The organism is Providencia sp. PROV174, assembly GCF_028480685.1.
In the GTDB taxonomy this organism is placed as follows: Bacteria; Pseudomonadota; Gammaproteobacteria; order Enterobacterales; family Enterobacteriaceae; genus Providencia; species Providencia rettgeri.
Window position 1 is genome coordinate 132,651 of record NZ_JAMPOT010000009.1, and the last position, 18,219, is coordinate 150,869.

Here is an 18,219-nt window from a genome sequence, read left to right on the forward strand (position 1 = left end):
AGTGACAGAGTACAAATCGTAAAAAATCTCGTTGGCGAAAATTCGCCTCGTGAAATAGACTAGCACAGACGCTAAGAGAAGATGGACAGGTGAATCGTTCCATCACTGAAGAAAACTTTTTTGTTCTATAAATCGTTCAAAAAATGGCTATAGTTCCCCCTATAAACTAATTTTTAAACTTTAAACAAAGATAATATCTCCCAATATCCAGTGATAAATACAATAAGAGACAAATAATGATGACCGAATTAGGAGCAATGAATAATATGGCAAGCCAAGTTCAACGCACTGTTTTTTTTATTTCTGATGGAACAGCGATCACCGCTGAAACTTTAGGACACGCCGTACTTTCTCAATTTCCTCTGTCATTTATTTCTTATACTCTGCCGTTTGTCACAAGCGAAGCTCGCGCGCAGGAAATTAAACAAAAAATTGATATTATCTTCCATGAAACGCAGTTGCGCCCTTTGGTTTTCTATTCGATTATCTCCCCCGAAGTAAAGCAAATCATTACTCAAAGTGCCGGGTTCTGCCAAGATATCGTCCAGAGCTTAGTCGCCCCGATTCAAAAAGAAGTCGGCCTAGAACCTGAGCCCAAACTTAACCGAACCCATGGTTTATCTATGCAGAATATGAATCAATATGATGCACGTATCGCTGCCATTGAATACACACTGGCTCACGACGATGGGATTTCGTTACGAAACCTAGACCAAGCCCAAGTGATACTGATAGGGGTTTCACGTTGTGGTAAAACACCAACAAGCCTCTATTTAGCGATGCAATTTGGTATCCAAGCAGCAAACTACCCATTTACGGCTGACGATATGGATAACTTACAGTTACCTGCAGCATTACGCCCATATACGCATAAATTGTTCGGTTTAACCATTAGCCCTGAACGGTTAGCAGCCATCCGTGAAGAGCGCCGTGAAAATAGCCGCTATGCCTCCATAAGGCAATGCCGTATTGAGATAGCTGAAGTTGAAGCTTTATTTAGACAAAATAAAATCAACTACTTAAATACAACTAACTACTCTGTTGAAGAAATTTCCGCAAAAGTGATTGATACCATGGGCTTACAAAGACGAATCTTTTGATGAATACAAATAAAAAAAATATTCATTCCTGCTAAGTTGAAGGTTGAAATTACGCCACATTCGTTTATTGTGATCTTAATCACTTATAGGGCATACGCCTATTAAAGTTCTTTGAGAAAGAAAATGCACAAAACTGATGAATTACGTACTGCGAGAGTGGATAGCTTAATTACCCCGCAAACTCTCGCTGATGAGTTTCCTATTTCCCAAAAAGTCGCCGAAAACGTGACAGCGTCACGTAAACGCATAGAGCAAATTTTATCCGGTCAAGATCCGCGTTTACTGGTTATTGTTGGCCCTTGTTCGATTCATGACATCGATGCTGCTATTGAATACGCTAAAAAATTAAACGCATTAAGAGAGCATCATCAAGACCGTTTAGAAATCGTCATGCGAACTTACTTTGAGAAACCACGTACTGTCGTGGGTTGGAAAGGGTTAATTTCTGACCCAAACCTTGATAATTCTTGCCAAGTTAATACCGGTATCCGGTTAGCTCGTAAATTATTAATTGAAGTTAACCAATTAGGGTTAGCCACGGCAACCGAATTTCTTGATATGGTCACCGGGCAATATATTGCAGATCTGATTAGTTGGGGTGCAATAGGCGCTCGCACAACAGAAAGCCAAATTCACCGTGAAATGGCATCTGCATTGTCTTGCCCTGTTGGCTTCAAAAATGGTACAGATGGTAATATTAATATTGCCATTGATGCAATAAGAGCTGCAAAGGCACAGCACATGTTTTTATCACCAGATAAAAACGGGCAAATGACCATTTACCAAACTAGTGGTAACCCACATGGTCATATCATTATGCGTGGGGGTAAACAACCTAATTACACTGCCGGTGACTTAGCCGCAGCTTGTGACAAACTACGTAAATTTGAATTACCAGAGCATTTAGTCGTCGATTTCAGCCATGGTAATTGCCAAAAAATTCACCGTCGTCAACTCGAAGTTGCTCGAGATATCGCTGAACAAATAAAAGATGGTTCTACTGCTATCAGTGGTGTAATGGCAGAAAGCTTCTTGGTTGAAGGCACGCAAAAAGTGGTTTCTGACCAACCTTTGGTTTATGGCCAATCAATTACCGACCCATGCCTTGGCTGGGAAGATACCGAGCAACTTATTGAAATTCTTGCTCAAGCTGTTGAATCACGCTTTAAATAAACCCAATAACTCCAAAATTCTTCTATTACAAGCCCTTTAGTTTCGTTCACTAAAGGGCTTTTTTATATTTATAGCAGAAATAATTATTATTTAAATATAATTAAATCGATATAATAATCTAATTAATCAAAATAAAATAGAATTTTAATCCAAAAAAATCTTGACCCACCCCACACTAACGATAATAATTCTCACTACGAACTAATTTATGCGTTAGGTTTCCTGTAGCCCAGCCCGACTATCCACTACAACATTACAGTGATAAATAGTTCTAACAAATAAATACACTACGCGAACACTCATTGCATGCCACCCAGAGATTTTATCCAGGCAGCCAGCAAATTTTGAAAACAAAGGAAAGGATTTCCTATGCTGTTTAAATCAATGCCTACATCACCTCATCAAGAACATAAAATATCACTCTCCGCGATTGCAGCCACCGTTGTAATGACAGGGTTTAGCAACACAGCCTTAGCTGAAAATTTATCACCCGCAAAAGCAGTGTCAAAAACGGATTCTCGGGACATTATTCATGTTTCTACCACGCCTTATGACTTAGAAAAAATTGCTGTTGCAGAGAATGTTGAGGTTATTGATGCACAATCACCCGAGCAGCAAGCTGCCACATCCGCCCTTGACTTACTAAAAGGACAATCTGGGGTGTTTGTCTCTGGTTCCAATAGTACTTATGGGCGGGGTATTCAAATGCGGGGCTATGATTCCCGAGGTGTAAAAGTCACCGTTGATAATATCACTCAGGACTTTAATTCCGGCCTATATGATGCAACATTTATTGACCCAACTTTAGTAAAAAAGGTGTACATCCATAAAGGATCCTCTTCGATACACCATGGCGGTGGCGCTTTGGCAGGGGTAATCTCTTTCAAAACATTAAATGCTACTGATATTTTGAAGCCCAACCAAAATCTAGGTGGGCGTGTTTTTAGCGGTATTGATCACAATGACCATAGCTACTATATGGGAAGTACGCTATTCAGTCGTCTTAACTCCATTGATACCCTAATCAGTTACAGCCAGCGCAAGAAAAATTTGATTAGCTCACCTGATTTTACACATATTGATAATCATGAAAATATTCAGAATTGGATACTAAAAACCACATGGGCAGCGACGCCTTCTTACCTTTTTGCAATTCAGTTAAAAGATTATCGCAATGAAAGTTTAGGAGTAAAACAACCCGCTAAACCGACAATCAAAGAGCGTTACCCAAATACACCACATGAAAGAAACAGCCACCAATTTGATGTCGCGATAAACCAATACTTTACCCCTAAAAATAGCGTTAACTGGCAGGCTGAGTGGGATATTTACTATACTGATTTATATCTAGACCAAACTGACAAGGTCAAGGTCACCACAAAACCAAAAGAGTACGGCACAGAAAAGCGAAATCAATACACCTATGGAACTAAATTCTCCAATAGCTTCACCATTCCAATGTATCGCTGGGCAAATCATCATATCCAAAGTGGGGTTGAGTATTACGCACAACAACAAAAATCAAACCAATATGCGATTAGCTACCCGACAGCGTCATTGACTAATACCTCAGGTTGGCTAGTCAATGACATGACATTACAACACTTACCTATTACTTTCTCAGCAGGTACTCGTTTTACACAATATCAAACAGATAGCGCGCACATTGCTAAAAATGCTCATACTAATTGGTCGTCACGTTTTGCTGTCAGTGCTACTCCCCAACACTGGGTAAATATTTTTTCTTCTTATTCGGAAAGTTACCGCACCCCACGCATGAGCGAGCTGTATAACAATTCAAATCATTTCACGATCCCCTTCATCGGGATGAAATCAGACTTCCGCCCTTCCCCGGAATTACTACCGGAAGTCAATAACACTGTAGAGGTTGGGTTAAAACTTAGTTTCGATGATCTGCTAATAGCGAGGGACTCTCTACATTTTGGTTCAACTTATTTCTATACAAAAGCCAAAAACCACATTGCTCTTGAAGGAGAATACCCAAAAGAATTTAACATAAGAAAATTTAGAACCGAGCATTTTCCGAAAGAACTTTATTTTGTAAATATACCTTCTGCCACTATTCGCGGATTTGATAGCTTTATCCATTACAAAACACAATGGTTTGAGCTTAACCTCAGTCACAACCTAACCCAAGGTAACGAAGATGGCTCACATTACTCTCTTTCATCAATACGTCCTGAAACCCTAGTTGCTCGCTTCAATGCTCCCGTACTTGAAACAGGAGTCAATATCGGCTGGATCGGTGAATTTACGGGAAAAACTGCATTTGAAGGTAATGTAAAATACCAATTATCACACCATAAATCGGATAAAGGCTTAGACCGCTACCACAAAGAGGTTATTCAACACGCGGGTTATAGCCTGCATGATTTTTACCTCAACTATCAAGCCGACCAATTTATTAAAGGCCTCAGCTCAACACTAACAATGAAGAACGCATTCGATAAACAATATGTTTCTTCAATGGGTGTTCCTCAGGAAGGTCGAAATTTCCACCTTAACGTAAATTACTCATGGTAACGCATTAAAAATCGCATGTTATCAACTGGTTTGACTAGCATTTAAAATAAAACAAATCAGTTGATGACTTTCCCCCGTCAATCTTAATTTTTCAAGGAAAAATTTGTGAACTCAAACCTCTACAATGATTACCAACAAATTCAAAAATCACATTCTAACTTATGCCCTCACAAAATCGCTGCCTTACTTCAGGTTTCAGAAGCACAACTAGTTCATTGCCGTGTAGGAAATGAGAAAGTTCTTCGATTATCAGGAAAAGCAGCAGATATCTTGCAAAATTTAGTCTCTATCGGCCAAGCGAAGGGAATAACACGTAATAACTATGCCACCAGTATTCAAACCGGTGAGTATAGTAACCCGCGGTTTAGTCACCATGGCGGGCTATTTTTAAATCCTAACGCACTCGATTTACGCATGTTTTTTGCATAATGGGATTCCACTTTTGCCCTGGTTGAAGAAACCTCAACAGGGCTACGCCATAGTATGCAATTTTTTGATAAGCATGGGGACGCATTGCATCAGGTTTATGCTACAAATAAAACCGATATGGCTGAGTGGCAGGCTATTGTTGAACGCTATGCTACGCTTGATAACATGACCATTGTACCAAAAGAAACTCTCCCATTCTCAACACTAGAAATTAGTCGAGAATTAGCCACTGAGCTAGAACAACAATGGCGAGATATGACTAATGTGCACCAGTTTTTTGGAATTTTACAAAAACATAATTTAAGTCGCCAGCAAGTTTTTCGCGCAGTTAGCCAAGAATTAGCATGGCAAGTTCCTACCACCGCCTTATCTGATCTGCTTTCTCTTGCATACCAAGCACAAAATGAGGTGATGCTTTTTGTCGGAAATCGTGGCTGTGTTCAGATTTTTACTGGCAAAATAAAAGAGTTAACAAAAAATAATTCGCTCAATATTTCTGGTCATAACTTTCAATTGCATTTCATTGAAAATGGTATATCCGAATGCTGGGTGACTCGAAAACCGACTAAGGATGGGTTTGTAACTAGTTTAGAGGTCTTTGATAATCAAGGTAATCAACTTATTCAAATGTATGGGCAACGTATAGAAGGTACACCAGAACAAATAGAATGGAGTAAACAAATTCTTTCTATGTCTCGCTTATAATAAAAAGTATTAAAAAATTGTTGGGCTTCTAATGGTAAATTTCCGAATACTTTTTAAGCAAATATTGTGATTAAGTTAGAGATGAAATTTACCATAGAACCCTTGCTTCATTAATTCACGACAGCGACATAAGCCACTTTTTGATATGGAAAGAGAATAATCCTCCATTATCCGCATAAAGCGTTTTACTTGTAGTTTATATTAGTTATTAACCCTGCAAATATTGTCATTACAGACATTTCCCACCATGACAATTACCTCGGAATTTCCTGTTTATTGTTATATAAAAACGATTACAAATGGAACAATAATTTTTCAATTATTTACTTGGTTAATAATTTCGAATAGATTGAACAATTTTTTTGAATATAACAAAAAAATGCCTTCAACTCACCTAACAAAACAACACAAATGACATAACCACTTGAATTAAAACATTTTTAAACATACAATAATGAATGTTTAAAATGTTAATTTTATCAACATCTATTGTATTAATAGCTATTCTCATTTAAAAACCGCACGTTTGGCCTATCGATATATCGGAAAAACAGGAAGAATAGACCCTAATTTCGTGAGTTATTATTAGTTATTAATGAACAATAGCCTACTTGAGTAGGAGGTAAATATGTCAGAAAGTGTAGTCAACGATATTGTTAAATGGCTTGAAAGTCAGTTGCAACGCAATGAAGGCATCAAAATCGACACAATTGCCGATAAAAGCGGTTATTCAAAATGGCATTTACAGCGTGTTTTCAAAGAAATGAAAGGTTGCACGCTTGGCGAATACGTCCGTAAACGTCGTTTATTAGAAGCAGCTAAATCATTACGTGAAGGTAACTTACCTATTCTTGACATTGCATTGCAATATGGTTTTAGTTCACAGGCGACATTTACCCGTATCTTTAAAAAGCACTTTGATACCACGCCTGCAAAATTTCGCCAATCAGGTGAATTACCTGAATGCAAAAATTTTATGACCTGTAGTTGTCATAACTAATTATTTTAGAACATCCCTTCCTATTAGTTATTTGTAATTTTGAAGTCTATGTCTGAGCCGACTATGTCGGCTCAAGGTTGTTGGCAAAGCAAGATAAAAGTGTGATTTTTCTCGCTTTGTGTTATCAGTCGAAAATCAAAAATTTGATTTTCCTCTTTTATTTTCAATAACCTATTAGACCGCAGCTAAACATAAATGTTTATCCGCAGTCTGAGCCGACTATGTCGGCTCTTTTTTTAACTTAATTCATGGACTAACCAGTTTTCCAAATCAGCCAACTGTTCCTGCAGCTGCGGCCATTTCACAACCATCTCTTTGCTCAATGCACGTACTGTTTCTACCTGATACGCTTTACCTGTCAATTGCTCACTCAACCACTCTAAAGGGGATGGGTCTAGACTATCCGTAAAAAACTGACAGCGGTTTATCACACCCTTTTCGATATCAAAATGAAACTCAATTCCTCCCCAAGGAAAGCGGATATCTGAATAGTGAGAAAAAGCTGGGGCTTGCCCAAAATTCCATTCCCAACTACTTTGTTTTGCAAAGGTTTCTGCGAAATTTGGCAAATCAGGTAGTTTTTCAGGGGAAATATATTCGGCAGCGACCGTTTCACCGAAGTAATTAAAAAAGCTTTTAATTATTCCTTCGCAAACAATTTCATGAGAAATATTGGGAACAAGCTCAGATAAATTAGCCACACGAGAACGCACTGACGTAATCCCTTTTGCCTGTAATTTTTTCGGATCTGGATTCAGATAATTTGCTAAGCGACTTAAATCTGCATTAATTAGCAAAGTTCCGTGGTGAAAACCTCTATCCTTCGTTTCTCGATATGCAGAACCCGATATTTTTCGCGGACCACTTTCAGTCTCTAAGACTAAATCATTACGACCAGAGATTTGTGCGTTAATACCGACAAGTGCCAATCCATCGACAATAATATGTGTTGAAACTGTTTTGTCATATTCCGGCTTTCCTGCCATAAACGTAAAACAGGTGTTACCTAAATCATGAAAAACAGCCCCACCACCACTACTACGCCGTGCTAAACGAACATTATCTTCTTCCATTCTCCGAGTATTACATTCTTTCCACGGGTTTTGTGCACGCCCTATAACCACCGTATCAGCATTTCGCCAGAGAAACATAACACGTTGGTCAGTTGGCATTTGTCGGAAAATAGTTTCTTCAACCGCAAGGTTAAACCAAGGGTCGTAGGATTCAGAGATGAGTAAACGTACTGTTGACATTAGGCTATCCTTAAAACAAAACTTGCCCTTAAGATAGCATAATCACTGAGGAAAATAGCGAATTTAGATGCGTCTTGCCTGCCAAAACACTTTTCGCCAATAGACGTTATCCATTGATGAACGGATCACCCCTTTACTCGTTGATGCATGAATGAATGTATTATCGGTATCGTAAATACCCACATGCAACCCATTCTCTCCAGAACCTGTTTTAAAGAACACCAAATCCCCTGGCATCAAATCTGATTTATCAATCCGTGTGCCTAATTGAGTTTGATCCACCGTTGTACGAGGCAACTGAATGGCAAAGCGATCATTAAATGTGCGATAGACAAAACCGGAACAATCGACACCATTTTGATTCATGCCGCCATAATGATAAGGCGTACCATACCACTGCTCGAGTTGATCTTTTAATTGCGCTATCGTCATAATTGGATCAGATAACTGTGTTTTTAGCGGCGGTGGTGGCGTTCTTTTAACGGATGTCGATGAACAACCAATTAAAACTAAACACAGTAATAGTGGTAGGTGTTGTATTTTGATAACCATAAAGCACCTTATTTATCTATCCCATTACGATAACTTGCTTATATCATAGTGCGTGAAGACTATAATATAAGCAACTAAGAAATTATTCTGTTCTATCACTTGATGATTTATTAGGTCGGCTAATTAGCCATACACCTAATAAAATAAAACCGATACCAATGGCCTTTAACCCTGTAGCAGGCTCATTAAACCAAGGTAAGAAAATTGCTAATAAATAAACAAAAACATAGCTTAAGCTAATAAGCGGATAAGCTTTATTCAATGCTATGTATTTTAATGCTAATAGCCAACATAACATCGATAACGCATAACAAACTAACCCTAAAAAAATAATTCCTAAACTAGTAATATTAGCGAGTAACCAATCAAATTGCAGCCAATGCCAGCCAAGCGTGAATGAGGGTAGCTCAACCACCCCAGCTTTTAAGCTCAGTTGAGCGACTGTGACTAATAACGCACTGCCAATCACCCATAAATAACCCTTGTTCATACGCTGATACTCATTAGCAAAATACCAAACATAATGGCAGCAACCCCTAACCAGTGGTTGAGCCCAGTTTGTTCTTTATAAACAAACTGGCCAATTAGCGTAATTAACACAAAATTAATGCTTAGCATTGGATACGCAATACTCAGCGGCATGGTTTCCAATAATTTCAACCAAAACAACATGCCAAGCCCGAGCATGAAAACCGCCAGCACCAGCCATCGAAGGGCTGATGCTGTTTTATTGGTTTTATTACTCTGCCAATTGACGACGGCTTGCTTTTGAGCCACTTGCCCAATACAGGTTAAAACGCTAACCAGCAATAATAGTAATAGTTGTGCAATCATTGTTGATGATAAACCACAATCGCCATACGTGAATTTTTAATAACTTCATCCGGCTTAGGAATATCTGGTAAACCTTCTTTACGGCCTAATAAAAAGACAACTGTTACCTGCCCTTCTTTACGTGCTTTTGTCAGCCATTGTGCAAACTGGTCAGGTTTTATTAAGCGATGTTGGCTATCTGGGTATTCCAACCCATAACTTAACTCTCCACTACTATTGTATAAATAGATATTGGAATTTTTAGTTTCCCAAGCAAGGCCAGCTGCGACCCCAACATTACTTGCCATCAAATATTTGCTATTCATCAGTAAATCATGATTTTGATGAATAAAATTTTGAGGCAATTTAGAATCGATGGTGTTATTCGGCAGAGCACTACCAATACACAAACTCACCGCTAAAGAACATGATGCTGCCCATAACCAGTACTTTGCATTTAATACCGTGCATAGATAACCGATAATCGCCCAAATAGAAAAGGCAACGACACCTAACACCATTTTTGACCATTCATCAGGTTCGTATAATGGCTTTTTGATCACCGTGCTAACAACAATTACCGCTATAACCGCTGCGATCCCTAATACAACATTAATAATCCCATTGGCTTTCAATGCCTTCATTTTACCACTACGAACGCAATCAACCCCATACTTCGCCATAAGCAATGCCAGTGGTGCCATAAATGGCAACATATACGTTGGTAGCTTACCGCGAGAAATACTGAAAAAGATGACGGGAACAACAAACCAGCACAGTAAGAAAAACATATCAGGACTAGATTTACGCTCTTTCCAGCCTTTCATGATAGCACCGGGTAACAGCCCTGCCCATGGAATAGCGCCAAGAATGATAATCGGAATATAATACCAAAACGGTGCGATATGCTGAGCATCATCTGCCGTGAAGCGCTTAATGTGTTCAATCCAAAAGAAATAATGCCAATAATCAGGCTCTTGTTTTGCAACTGCCAAAGCCCATGGCAAACTAATAATAACCGCAGAAATTATTGCAAGCGGCCCATACTTGAGTAACTCAAGAAACCGCTTTTGGTAGATTGTGATAGGCAGCATGACAATCACTGGAATAGCAAGGGCTAAAAAGCCTTTGGTCATAAATGCCATGCCACAAGCTAGCCCAAGACAAAGCCACGCCGCTAATTTGGACTTTACTTCCCTCGATTTCATTGCCCACAAGCAACAAAACATACTTGCCGCTATCCATAAAGACAACATTGGGTCGAGTACACTGTAGGTCCCGATAGAAAACACTAAGAACATCGAGATATAAATGAGGCTTGCAACATAGGCAACGTGGTTATTACGCCACATCATCTTTGCCATACGATAGACAAGTAGTGCACTGAGAAGAATACAAAAAACCGAACCAAAACGAACAGCAAAATTCGTTTCACCAAAGATCATTTGGCTAATATTATTTATCCAGTAACCTGCCACTGGTTTTTCAAAATAGCGTACATCCAGCATGTAAGGAACAATCCAATCTCCACGCTGTAACATCTCACGGCTAATTTCCGCGTATCGCGTTTCATCTGGTTGCCAAAGTAAACGACTATTCAACGGCAACAAATAGGTTAGGATAAAAAAAAGAGCCAGCAGAGAGGCTCCTACTTTGCTCGCTCGGTTATTCAACATAGGTTGCTTATTCCTCTTCTTGGCAGCCTAGCCAGCCTTCACGTCCGGGGAATGGTGCCCTCACCACACGCCCTTTTGGCAATGAATTCAAATCGTCTGGCAGTAATTCACTCAATGTACAGAATTGGATTTCTTCTTGTGTAATTCGTTCCAATAATTGTGAAAATTGTTCCGATTTGGACATTCCTTCCACTTCTGTATGGATAGTATAAACTGGAACGCCTTGATCTTCTTTAATTGCTTGAAGAATAAAATCATTAAATGCATCATCACTCACGACTGTCCCTACGACTTCATCGTAAGTCGGCAATGTGACAGGGATTTGAACCGTCCCGAGTGAGCCATCGGCTAAAATTGGCCTAAATGGGTATTTACCACGACAATCGCTGTTGTAGTCAAAGTTAAACATTTGTTTAACTTCCAACACACGCTCATCGCCTCGCCAACCAGCAACGGCAGAACACGTCACTCGATGCCCAATGGCTTGCTCCAGCGCATCCACCCCTAACTTAACTTGTTCGGTCAATTGTGGTTTGCTCCATTTAGCAACTTTAGCCTGCCAACCTTGATGATCCCATGCATGCAAACCTACTTCATGACCAGCATCCAAAGTTTGTTTCATCAAATAACCTAAATCTTTAGCAATTTTTTTACCCGGCCATGCTGTGCCCGCTAATAAGATGTCTAACCCATAAAGGGATGCTGCGTTCGACCTAAGCATTTTCCACAGAAATTTAGGACGCAAAAGGCGCCATAAATGGCGCCCCATGTTATCGGGTCCTACACTGAAGAAAAAGCTGGCCTGAATATTATGCTCTTTGAGCACTTTGAGTAGCTGTGGAACCCCTTTCAAGGTACCTTGGTAGGTGTCCACATCAATTCTCAAGCCAACTTTTTTCATTAGTCTTTATTACCTAACTCTTCAACTGCACCTTGTAAGAAGAAATCTAATGTTTCTTCGATGGTATCTTTCATATCGATAGTTGGAACCCAATCCAGTAAACGACGTGCATTTTCAACACTTGGTTTACGGTGTTCAACATCTTGATACCCTTGGCCATAATAGCTGCTGCTTTCGATTTCACGGAAGCCTGCAAATGGAGGGAATTTCCCACGTTGAGGGTGTTTTTCGAAGCTTTCCAACAACATTTCTGCTAATTCACGAATACTCGCTTCGTTAGTTGGGTTACCGATATTGATGATCTGACCATCACATTTGCCATCTTTGTTTTCGATAATACGGAATAACGCTTCGATACCGTCTTTAATATCTGTAAAGCAACGTTTTTGTGCACCACCGTCAACCAGTTTAATTGGCGAACCTTCAACTAAGTTTAGAATTAACTGAGTAATCGCACGCGAACTACCAATACGTGCAGAATTCAAGCTATCTAAGCGAGGTCCCATCCAGTTGAATGGACGGAATAAGGTGAATTTTAAACCTTCTTTCGCACCGTATGCCCAAATCACTCGGTCAAGTAATTGTTTAGAAACTGAGTAAATCCAACGTTGTTTATTGATTGGGCCGACGATTAAGCGTGACTCGTCTTCATCAAACTCTTTATCATCACACATACCATAAACTTCAGACGTCGATGGGAAGATGATACGTTTGTTATATTTCACGCAGTAACGTACAACTTTCAAGTTTTCTTCAAAGTCTAATTCGAAAACGCGTAATGGATTACGGGTATATTCGATTGGCGTTGCAATCGCAACCAGAGGCAGAATAACGTCACATTTTTTGATGTGGTATTCAATCCATTCTGTATGGATGCTAACGTCACCTTCAATGAAGTGGAAGCGTGGGTTACCAATAAAACGCTCAATCGCAGAAGAACCGATATCCATGCCATAAATATCGTAGTTACCGTCTTTTAATAGGCGCTCTGTTAAATGGTTACCAATAAACCCATTCACACCTAAAATAAGAACACGTGTGCGACGCTTAACTTGTGCTGTTGGTTTTGCCCCAACACGGACATCAGTTACGATACCCATTTCGTTAGCAAGGCGGCTACCTTGCATATATAAACCAGTCTCGCTTTGGCCGCTAATCACTTCGATAGCCCCTTGGCCGCAAGCAATACGCAGTGGATCACTCGAAAGTACCGTACCAGCTGCTTTACCTTGGTTATCATCTAAAACGCGTGCGCGCCAGATAACCATTTTACGTGCGCCTAAATAAGTGAACGCACCTGGATAAGGTTCAGTTACTGCACGAATTAAGCAGTTAACTTCTTTTGCGCTATTATTCCAATTAATCAAACCATCTTCAGCGGTACGACGACCAAAGTACGTTGCTTGGCTTTCATCTTGTGCAACAGATTTGTAGCTACCAGCTTCAATTAATGGCAGTGTTTTATTCAATAAAACTTCCGCCGCTTCACGTACTTTCGCATGCAGAGTCAAGCTAGTGTCTGTATCGGTAATCGCCACTTTTTCTTGAGCAATGATATCGCCAGCGTCAGCCTTAGCTACCATTTTATGCAAGGTCACACCTGTTTCGCTTTCTCCTTTTAATAATGCCCAATTAATAGGAGCACGACCGCGATATTTTGGTAGCAATGAGCCGTGTAGATTAAACGCACCTTTAGGCGCGATAGCTAACAGCTCTTCACTTAACATATCGCGATAGTAGAAAGAGAAAATCACATCAGGTTTCATTTCGCGAATACGTTCAATCCATAATGGATGATTAACGTTTTCAGGCGCAAAAACAGGAAGTTCCATGTCAGCACTTAAACGCGCAACTGAGGAGTAAAAGTGGTTTTCATTTGGGTCATCAGTGTGTGTAAACACTGCTTGGATATCAAAACCTGCTTTTTCAAGCGCTTTTAGCCCTACGCAGCCAATATCATGATAGGCAAAAACAATAGCTTTCATTAGTCTTCTTCCTGATTTTTGTCGGATTTCGCATCTGCTCCAACGACTTTTTGAATAAAATAACGAGGTCTTGCGCGCACATCATTGTAGATCCTACCGATGTATTCGCCCAGTAGCCCCATGGCAACAAATTGTGCACCAATAAACATAAAGAGTACTGCAAACAGAGTGAATACGCCATCTGCTGCCCACTCTGCGCCAAAAATTAAACGCAATGCAATTAACAATACCGCTAATAAAAAACCGCCAGCAGCTATAATACTTCCTACAACACTCAATAAACGTAGTGGCGCTGTAGTCAGGCATGTTAATAAGTCATACATTAAATTAATCAGCTTCATAAAGCTGTATTTAGAATCACCAAACTCGCGTTCTGCATGCGCTACATCAATTTCAATGGTTCTACGTGCAAATGTATTTGCCAAAATAGGAATAAATGTACTTCTTTCATGACATTGCAACATAGCTTGAATGATATGACGGCGGTATGCACGTAACATACAGCCGTAATCTCCCATTGAACGCCCTGTCGCTTTGGTGATCATCGCATTGATCATTTTAGAGGCTGTTTTGCGAAACCAAGAGTCTTGGCGATTCGCACGGCGCGTACCAACTACATCATAACCTTGCATAGCTGTTTGCACTAAACGTGGGATTTCCTCTGGTGGATTTTGTAAATCCGCATCCAAAGTAATCACTAAGTCGCCATCAGCTTGGTTAAAACCCGCCATAATAGCAGAATGCTGCCCATAGTTACGGTTTAAAATAATTGCAATAACGTGGTTATCTGGATTTTCTGCGGCTTCTGTAAGCATTTGTGCAGAACGATCGCTACTACCATCATCAACTAGAATTAATTCATAGGATTGAGTTAATTGTTTACATGACTTGATAGTACGTTCTAGCAATTGCGGTAAACTCTGCTCTTCATTATAGACAGGGATAACCACTGAGACTTTTTTAATCTCATCAAATTCATCTGCGTGTGACACTATTTTGACTCCAAAAGAACTGCTTCTACAGCTTTAACGACCCGTTCAACATCTGCATCAGTCATATCGGGAAATAAAGGTAACGAACACAATGTGGCGCTATTCCATGTTGATTCAGGTAAAACTAACTCAGGATATTTTTCGCGATAATATTTTTGTGTATGCGCGGCACGAAAGTGCAACCCTGTTCCAATATCATGCTCTTTCAATTTTTCCATGAAAGTATCGCGATCAATGCCGCATGCTGCTTTATCGACACGTACCATAAATAAATGATTTGCATGTAAATGTGAGTAACTAGGGACACTCAACATTTGTAAAGGAGAATTTTTCAGCAACTCACGATAACGAGCTGTAAGTTCCGCACGACGCTGATTTAATTGCTCAACTCGTGATAACTGCACCACAGCAATCGCGGCGTGAATGTCCGATAAATTATATTTAAAACCGGGCTCAACAACCTCGGCTTGCGGCTTACGGCCTTGCATTTGTCTATCAAACGCGTCAACCCCTAGACCGTGAAACTTGAGTGTACGTACACGCTGAGCAAGTTCATCGTCATCGGTTGCGACTAATCCCCCTTCCGCACAGGTGACATTTTTGATGGCATGAAAAGAAAAAATAGACGTTCCCTTTTCGCCAATCCACTCATCTTTATAACGAGTACCCACGGCATGTGCCGCATCTTCGATTAATGCTACACCGGCTTTTTGAGCAATCAAACGCAATGCGTCAAGATCACAAGGAGCTCCCGCATAGTGTACTGGGATAATGGCCTTTGTTTTTTCTGTTAACGCTTTTTCTACGGCATCATGTTGGATCATTAATGTGTCACGATCAACATCAATCATGACCGGTGTTGCCCCGAGCAACTCAATCATATTGATTGTTGATACCCATGTTTGAGAAGGCGTGATGACTTCATCACCAGGACCAATACCCAATGCCATTAATACAACATGCATGCCTGCAGTAGCTGATGACAATGCAATTGCATGTTTACAGCCATAGCGCTTACAAAAATCGTCTTCTAGCTGATGATTCTGTGGGCCTGTTGTTATCCAGCCTGAACGCAGAACGTTTTCTACTGCCTTGACCTCTTCATCACCAATTGCTGGTTTTGAAAATGGTAAGAAATTGCTCATATTGTTAATAGCCTAGTTTTCATTGTGAATAGAATATTCTAGTTAATTATACTTTAACCGAACCTCAACACCTGCAAACATTGCGGGATTATCATGTAAAAATGTGTGATAAAAACAACTTATTGCTTACCCGCTAAATTTATAACCTGCCACACTTGATGAGATGTACTGTGACTTAACTTAATTTCAGACATAAATATGTCAGATAAATTATTTTCTGTCATTATGCACTCTGGTTTCCCTATTGCGACTAACTGTCCTTGTTTCATCATCCAAATACAAGATGCATTTTTATATGAATGACTAAGGTCATGACCACTCATTATAACGGTTCCTAAGCAATCACAAAAATATTTAATCCATTTATCAAGCATCGCTTGCTGAATAATATCTAAATTATTGGTCGGCTCATCCAATAATATGAATTTTCCCTTACATTGCTGTTTATCCCAAACCTGCAAAAATGCGGCTGTAATTCGAACCCTCTGCCATTCTCCACCCGAGAGTTGGCTAATAGGCTTACTTAATAATGACGTCAGTTGAAAATCTGAACATAAGCAATCAAAAATATCATTGGAAAACAAGGTATCAGGCGAAAAAAGACCAAAATATTGAAAAACTTTGAGTATAGGAACATCACTAACTAATTGTGAAAGATAAGCACGCTGTTGGCTCAATTGTGCGATACGATATTGCTGTATACTTCGGCTATCAATTAAAATATCGCCACCTACAGGTAAATAACCGCTTATCGCAGCTAATAATGTACTTTTTCCCGCCCCATTCGCACCCAATAGATGAATTTGTTCTCCAGCCCGCACTTGAGCTGAAACATTAATCAATCGTGTATCGATAGTTATATTTTTAATATCAATAATTAATTTGTCATCCATCACTTCTACCGCCATTGTTGGTGACGAATTAACAAGAAAATAAATATCGGTGCCCCTAAGGTGGCAGTAATAACGCCAATAGGGACTTCAGCATTGGCGATTAATAACCGAGACAGTATATCTGCAATTAATAACCCTAATGCTCCTGCTACAGCAGAACCAACTAATAATACTCGGTTATCTGTTAAACCACTTAACCGCAATATATGAGGAATAACCAAACCAATAAAGCTAATCGCCCCCGCAATAGCGACGCTGAGGCCAATTAATACACCACTAATAATAATTAATATAACGCGCCATTTATGGACTGAGATTCCTAATTGATAAGCTTGTACTGTTCCCAATGAAAGATAATTCAGTATATTACCTTGGAAGAGCACCCAGACTAAAAAAGGTAAACAACCAATAACAAGGCCAATTTGACGCCAATCAACCCCACTAAAACTCCCCATCATCCAATACAGTAACTGCCGCAAATCAAGGTTACTGCTCATATACACCATCCATGTCATACAGGCCCCACTAATCACACCAAGTGCAACCCCAACAAGCAATAAACTGGAATTATTCAGATTCTTACGACGAGCAAAATAAAGCAATATGGTGGTAAACAATAAAGCCCCCATAATCGCGCTAACACTTAATAGCCAATAATGTGTCACGCCTGACGATAATAATACAGTCAGCACCACAGCAACACCCGCACCATTACTTACCCCTAATAAACCTGGTTCTGCTAAAGGGTTTTCAAATAAGGCTTGCATTATAGCCCCTGTGACTGCAAGAGCTGCGCCAATAATAATGACCGCTAGTGTGCGAGGAAAGCGAATTTGCCAGACAAACAACTGCGCGGAATCATCCATCCATTGGCTAGGCCAATACCAAATCTCCCCTGCACTGAGCGACAATATTGCAATGATAAAAAGGGCGAAAAACAAAAATACGATTAAACGTATGTCTGATTTATTTTGTTGTTTTTGTAGCTGTTTCAATGAAAAATTCATTCTATTTATTTAATTTATCTGTCAGTTAAAAAAACAATCTCGTTTTATATA

The 18,219-nt window shown here is 39.7% G+C and carries 15 protein-coding genes and 1 pseudogene; 5 read left to right on the plus strand and 11 right to left on the minus strand.

Translation table 11 applies throughout. The features are described 5' to 3' along the window. Positions 1-236: 236 nt before the first annotated feature. From ppsR to PSE60_RS07935, 5 genes and pseudogenes are all read left to right on the plus strand, one after another. Positions 237-1,100: a posphoenolpyruvate synthetase regulatory kinase/phosphorylase PpsR gene (gene ppsR, locus PSE60_RS07910; protein WP_272665055.1), complete on the plus strand. Its 864-nt coding sequence runs from the start codon at positions 237-239 to the stop codon at positions 1,098-1,100. A gap of 123 nt (positions 1,101-1,223) precedes the next feature. Further along, positions 1,224-2,273 (plus strand): 3-deoxy-7-phosphoheptulonate synthase, encoded by a 1,050-nt coding sequence (locus tag PSE60_RS07915; protein ID WP_110731879.1) that lies wholly within the window; start codon positions 1,224-1,226, stop codon positions 2,271-2,273. A 369-nt stretch (positions 2,274-2,642) separates the two neighbouring features. Next, the gene (locus PSE60_RS07920; RefSeq protein WP_272665056.1) at positions 2,643-4,817 is read left to right on the plus strand and encodes a TonB-dependent receptor domain-containing protein; all 2,175 of its coding nucleotides are present in this window, start codon (positions 2,643-2,645) and stop codon (positions 4,815-4,817) included. A gap of 105 nt (positions 4,818-4,922) precedes the next feature. Then, a pseudogene (locus tag PSE60_RS20615) lies at positions 4,923-5,951 on the plus strand (hemin-degrading factor). A gap of 628 nt (positions 5,952-6,579) precedes the next feature. Further along, a complete protein-coding gene (locus tag PSE60_RS07935; RefSeq protein WP_004910390.1) occupies positions 6,580-6,951 on the plus strand; it encodes a helix-turn-helix domain-containing protein in 372 nt (123 codons plus the stop codon). 236 nt (positions 6,952-7,187) lie between these two features. Here PSE60_RS07935 and PSE60_RS07940 read toward each other — a convergent pair whose 3' ends face one another. The 11 genes from PSE60_RS07940 to btuC all read right to left on the minus strand — a co-directional run bounded on the left by PSE60_RS07940 (position 7,188) and on the right by btuC (position 18,168). After that, on the minus strand, positions 7,188-8,204 hold the full coding sequence (locus PSE60_RS07940; RefSeq protein ID WP_272665057.1) for a lipoate--protein ligase A: 1,017 nt from the start codon (positions 8,202-8,204) through the stop codon (positions 7,188-7,190). A 63-nt stretch (positions 8,205-8,267) separates the two neighbouring features. Then, the gene (locus tag PSE60_RS07945; protein ID WP_004910384.1) at positions 8,268-8,756 is read right to left on the minus strand and encodes a C40 family peptidase; all 489 of its coding nucleotides are present in this window, start codon (positions 8,754-8,756) and stop codon (positions 8,268-8,270) included. An 82-nt stretch (positions 8,757-8,838) separates the two neighbouring features. Continuing rightward, entirely contained in the window at positions 8,839-9,246 is a 408-nt protein-coding gene (arnF, locus tag PSE60_RS07950) for a 4-amino-4-deoxy-L-arabinose-phosphoundecaprenol flippase subunit ArnF (RefSeq protein ID WP_272665058.1), read from the minus strand. Next, entirely contained in the window at positions 9,243-9,590 is a 348-nt protein-coding gene (gene arnE, locus PSE60_RS07955; RefSeq protein ID WP_004910381.1) for a 4-amino-4-deoxy-L-arabinose-phosphoundecaprenol flippase subunit ArnE, read from the minus strand. The genes arnF and arnE overlap by 4 nt, the downstream gene beginning before the upstream one ends. Further along, positions 9,587-11,245, minus strand: coding sequence for a lipid IV(A) 4-amino-4-deoxy-L-arabinosyltransferase (gene arnT, locus PSE60_RS07960; protein ID WP_272665059.1), 1,659 nt, complete (start codon positions 11,243-11,245; stop codon positions 9,587-9,589). Before arnT ends, arnE begins: the two co-directional genes overlap by 4 nt. A gap of 7 nt (positions 11,246-11,252) precedes the next feature. Further along, on the minus strand, positions 11,253-12,146 hold the full coding sequence (gene arnD, locus PSE60_RS07965) for a 4-deoxy-4-formamido-L-arabinose-phosphoundecaprenol deformylase (protein WP_272665060.1): 894 nt from the start codon (positions 12,144-12,146) through the stop codon (positions 11,253-11,255). After that, complete coding sequence (arnA, locus tag PSE60_RS07970) at positions 12,146-14,131, minus strand: bifunctional UDP-4-amino-4-deoxy-L-arabinose formyltransferase/UDP-glucuronic acid oxidase ArnA (protein ID WP_115167381.1); 1,986 nt, start codon at positions 14,129-14,131, stop codon at positions 12,146-12,148. Before arnA ends, arnD begins: the two co-directional genes overlap by 1 nt. Then, positions 14,131-15,123, minus strand: coding sequence for an undecaprenyl-phosphate 4-deoxy-4-formamido-L-arabinose transferase (gene arnC, locus PSE60_RS07975; protein ID WP_004910377.1), 993 nt, complete (start codon positions 15,121-15,123; stop codon positions 14,131-14,133). The genes arnA and arnC overlap by 1 nt, the downstream gene beginning before the upstream one ends. After that, positions 15,123-16,268: a UDP-4-amino-4-deoxy-L-arabinose aminotransferase gene (gene arnB / locus PSE60_RS07980; RefSeq protein WP_272665061.1), complete on the minus strand. Its 1,146-nt coding sequence runs from the start codon at positions 16,266-16,268 to the stop codon at positions 15,123-15,125. Before arnB ends, arnC begins: the two co-directional genes overlap by 1 nt. 119 nt (positions 16,269-16,387) lie before the next feature. Beyond that, positions 16,388-17,161, minus strand: a complete 774-nt coding sequence (locus PSE60_RS07985) for a vitamin B12 ABC transporter ATP-binding protein BtuD (protein ID WP_272665062.1) — start codon at positions 17,159-17,161, stop codon at positions 16,388-16,390. Positions 17,162-17,166: 5 nt separating this feature from the next. Then, complete coding sequence (btuC, locus tag PSE60_RS07990) at positions 17,167-18,168, minus strand: vitamin B12 ABC transporter permease BtuC (protein ID WP_272665063.1); 1,002 nt, start codon at positions 18,166-18,168, stop codon at positions 17,167-17,169. Positions 18,169-18,219 lie beyond the last annotated feature (51 nt).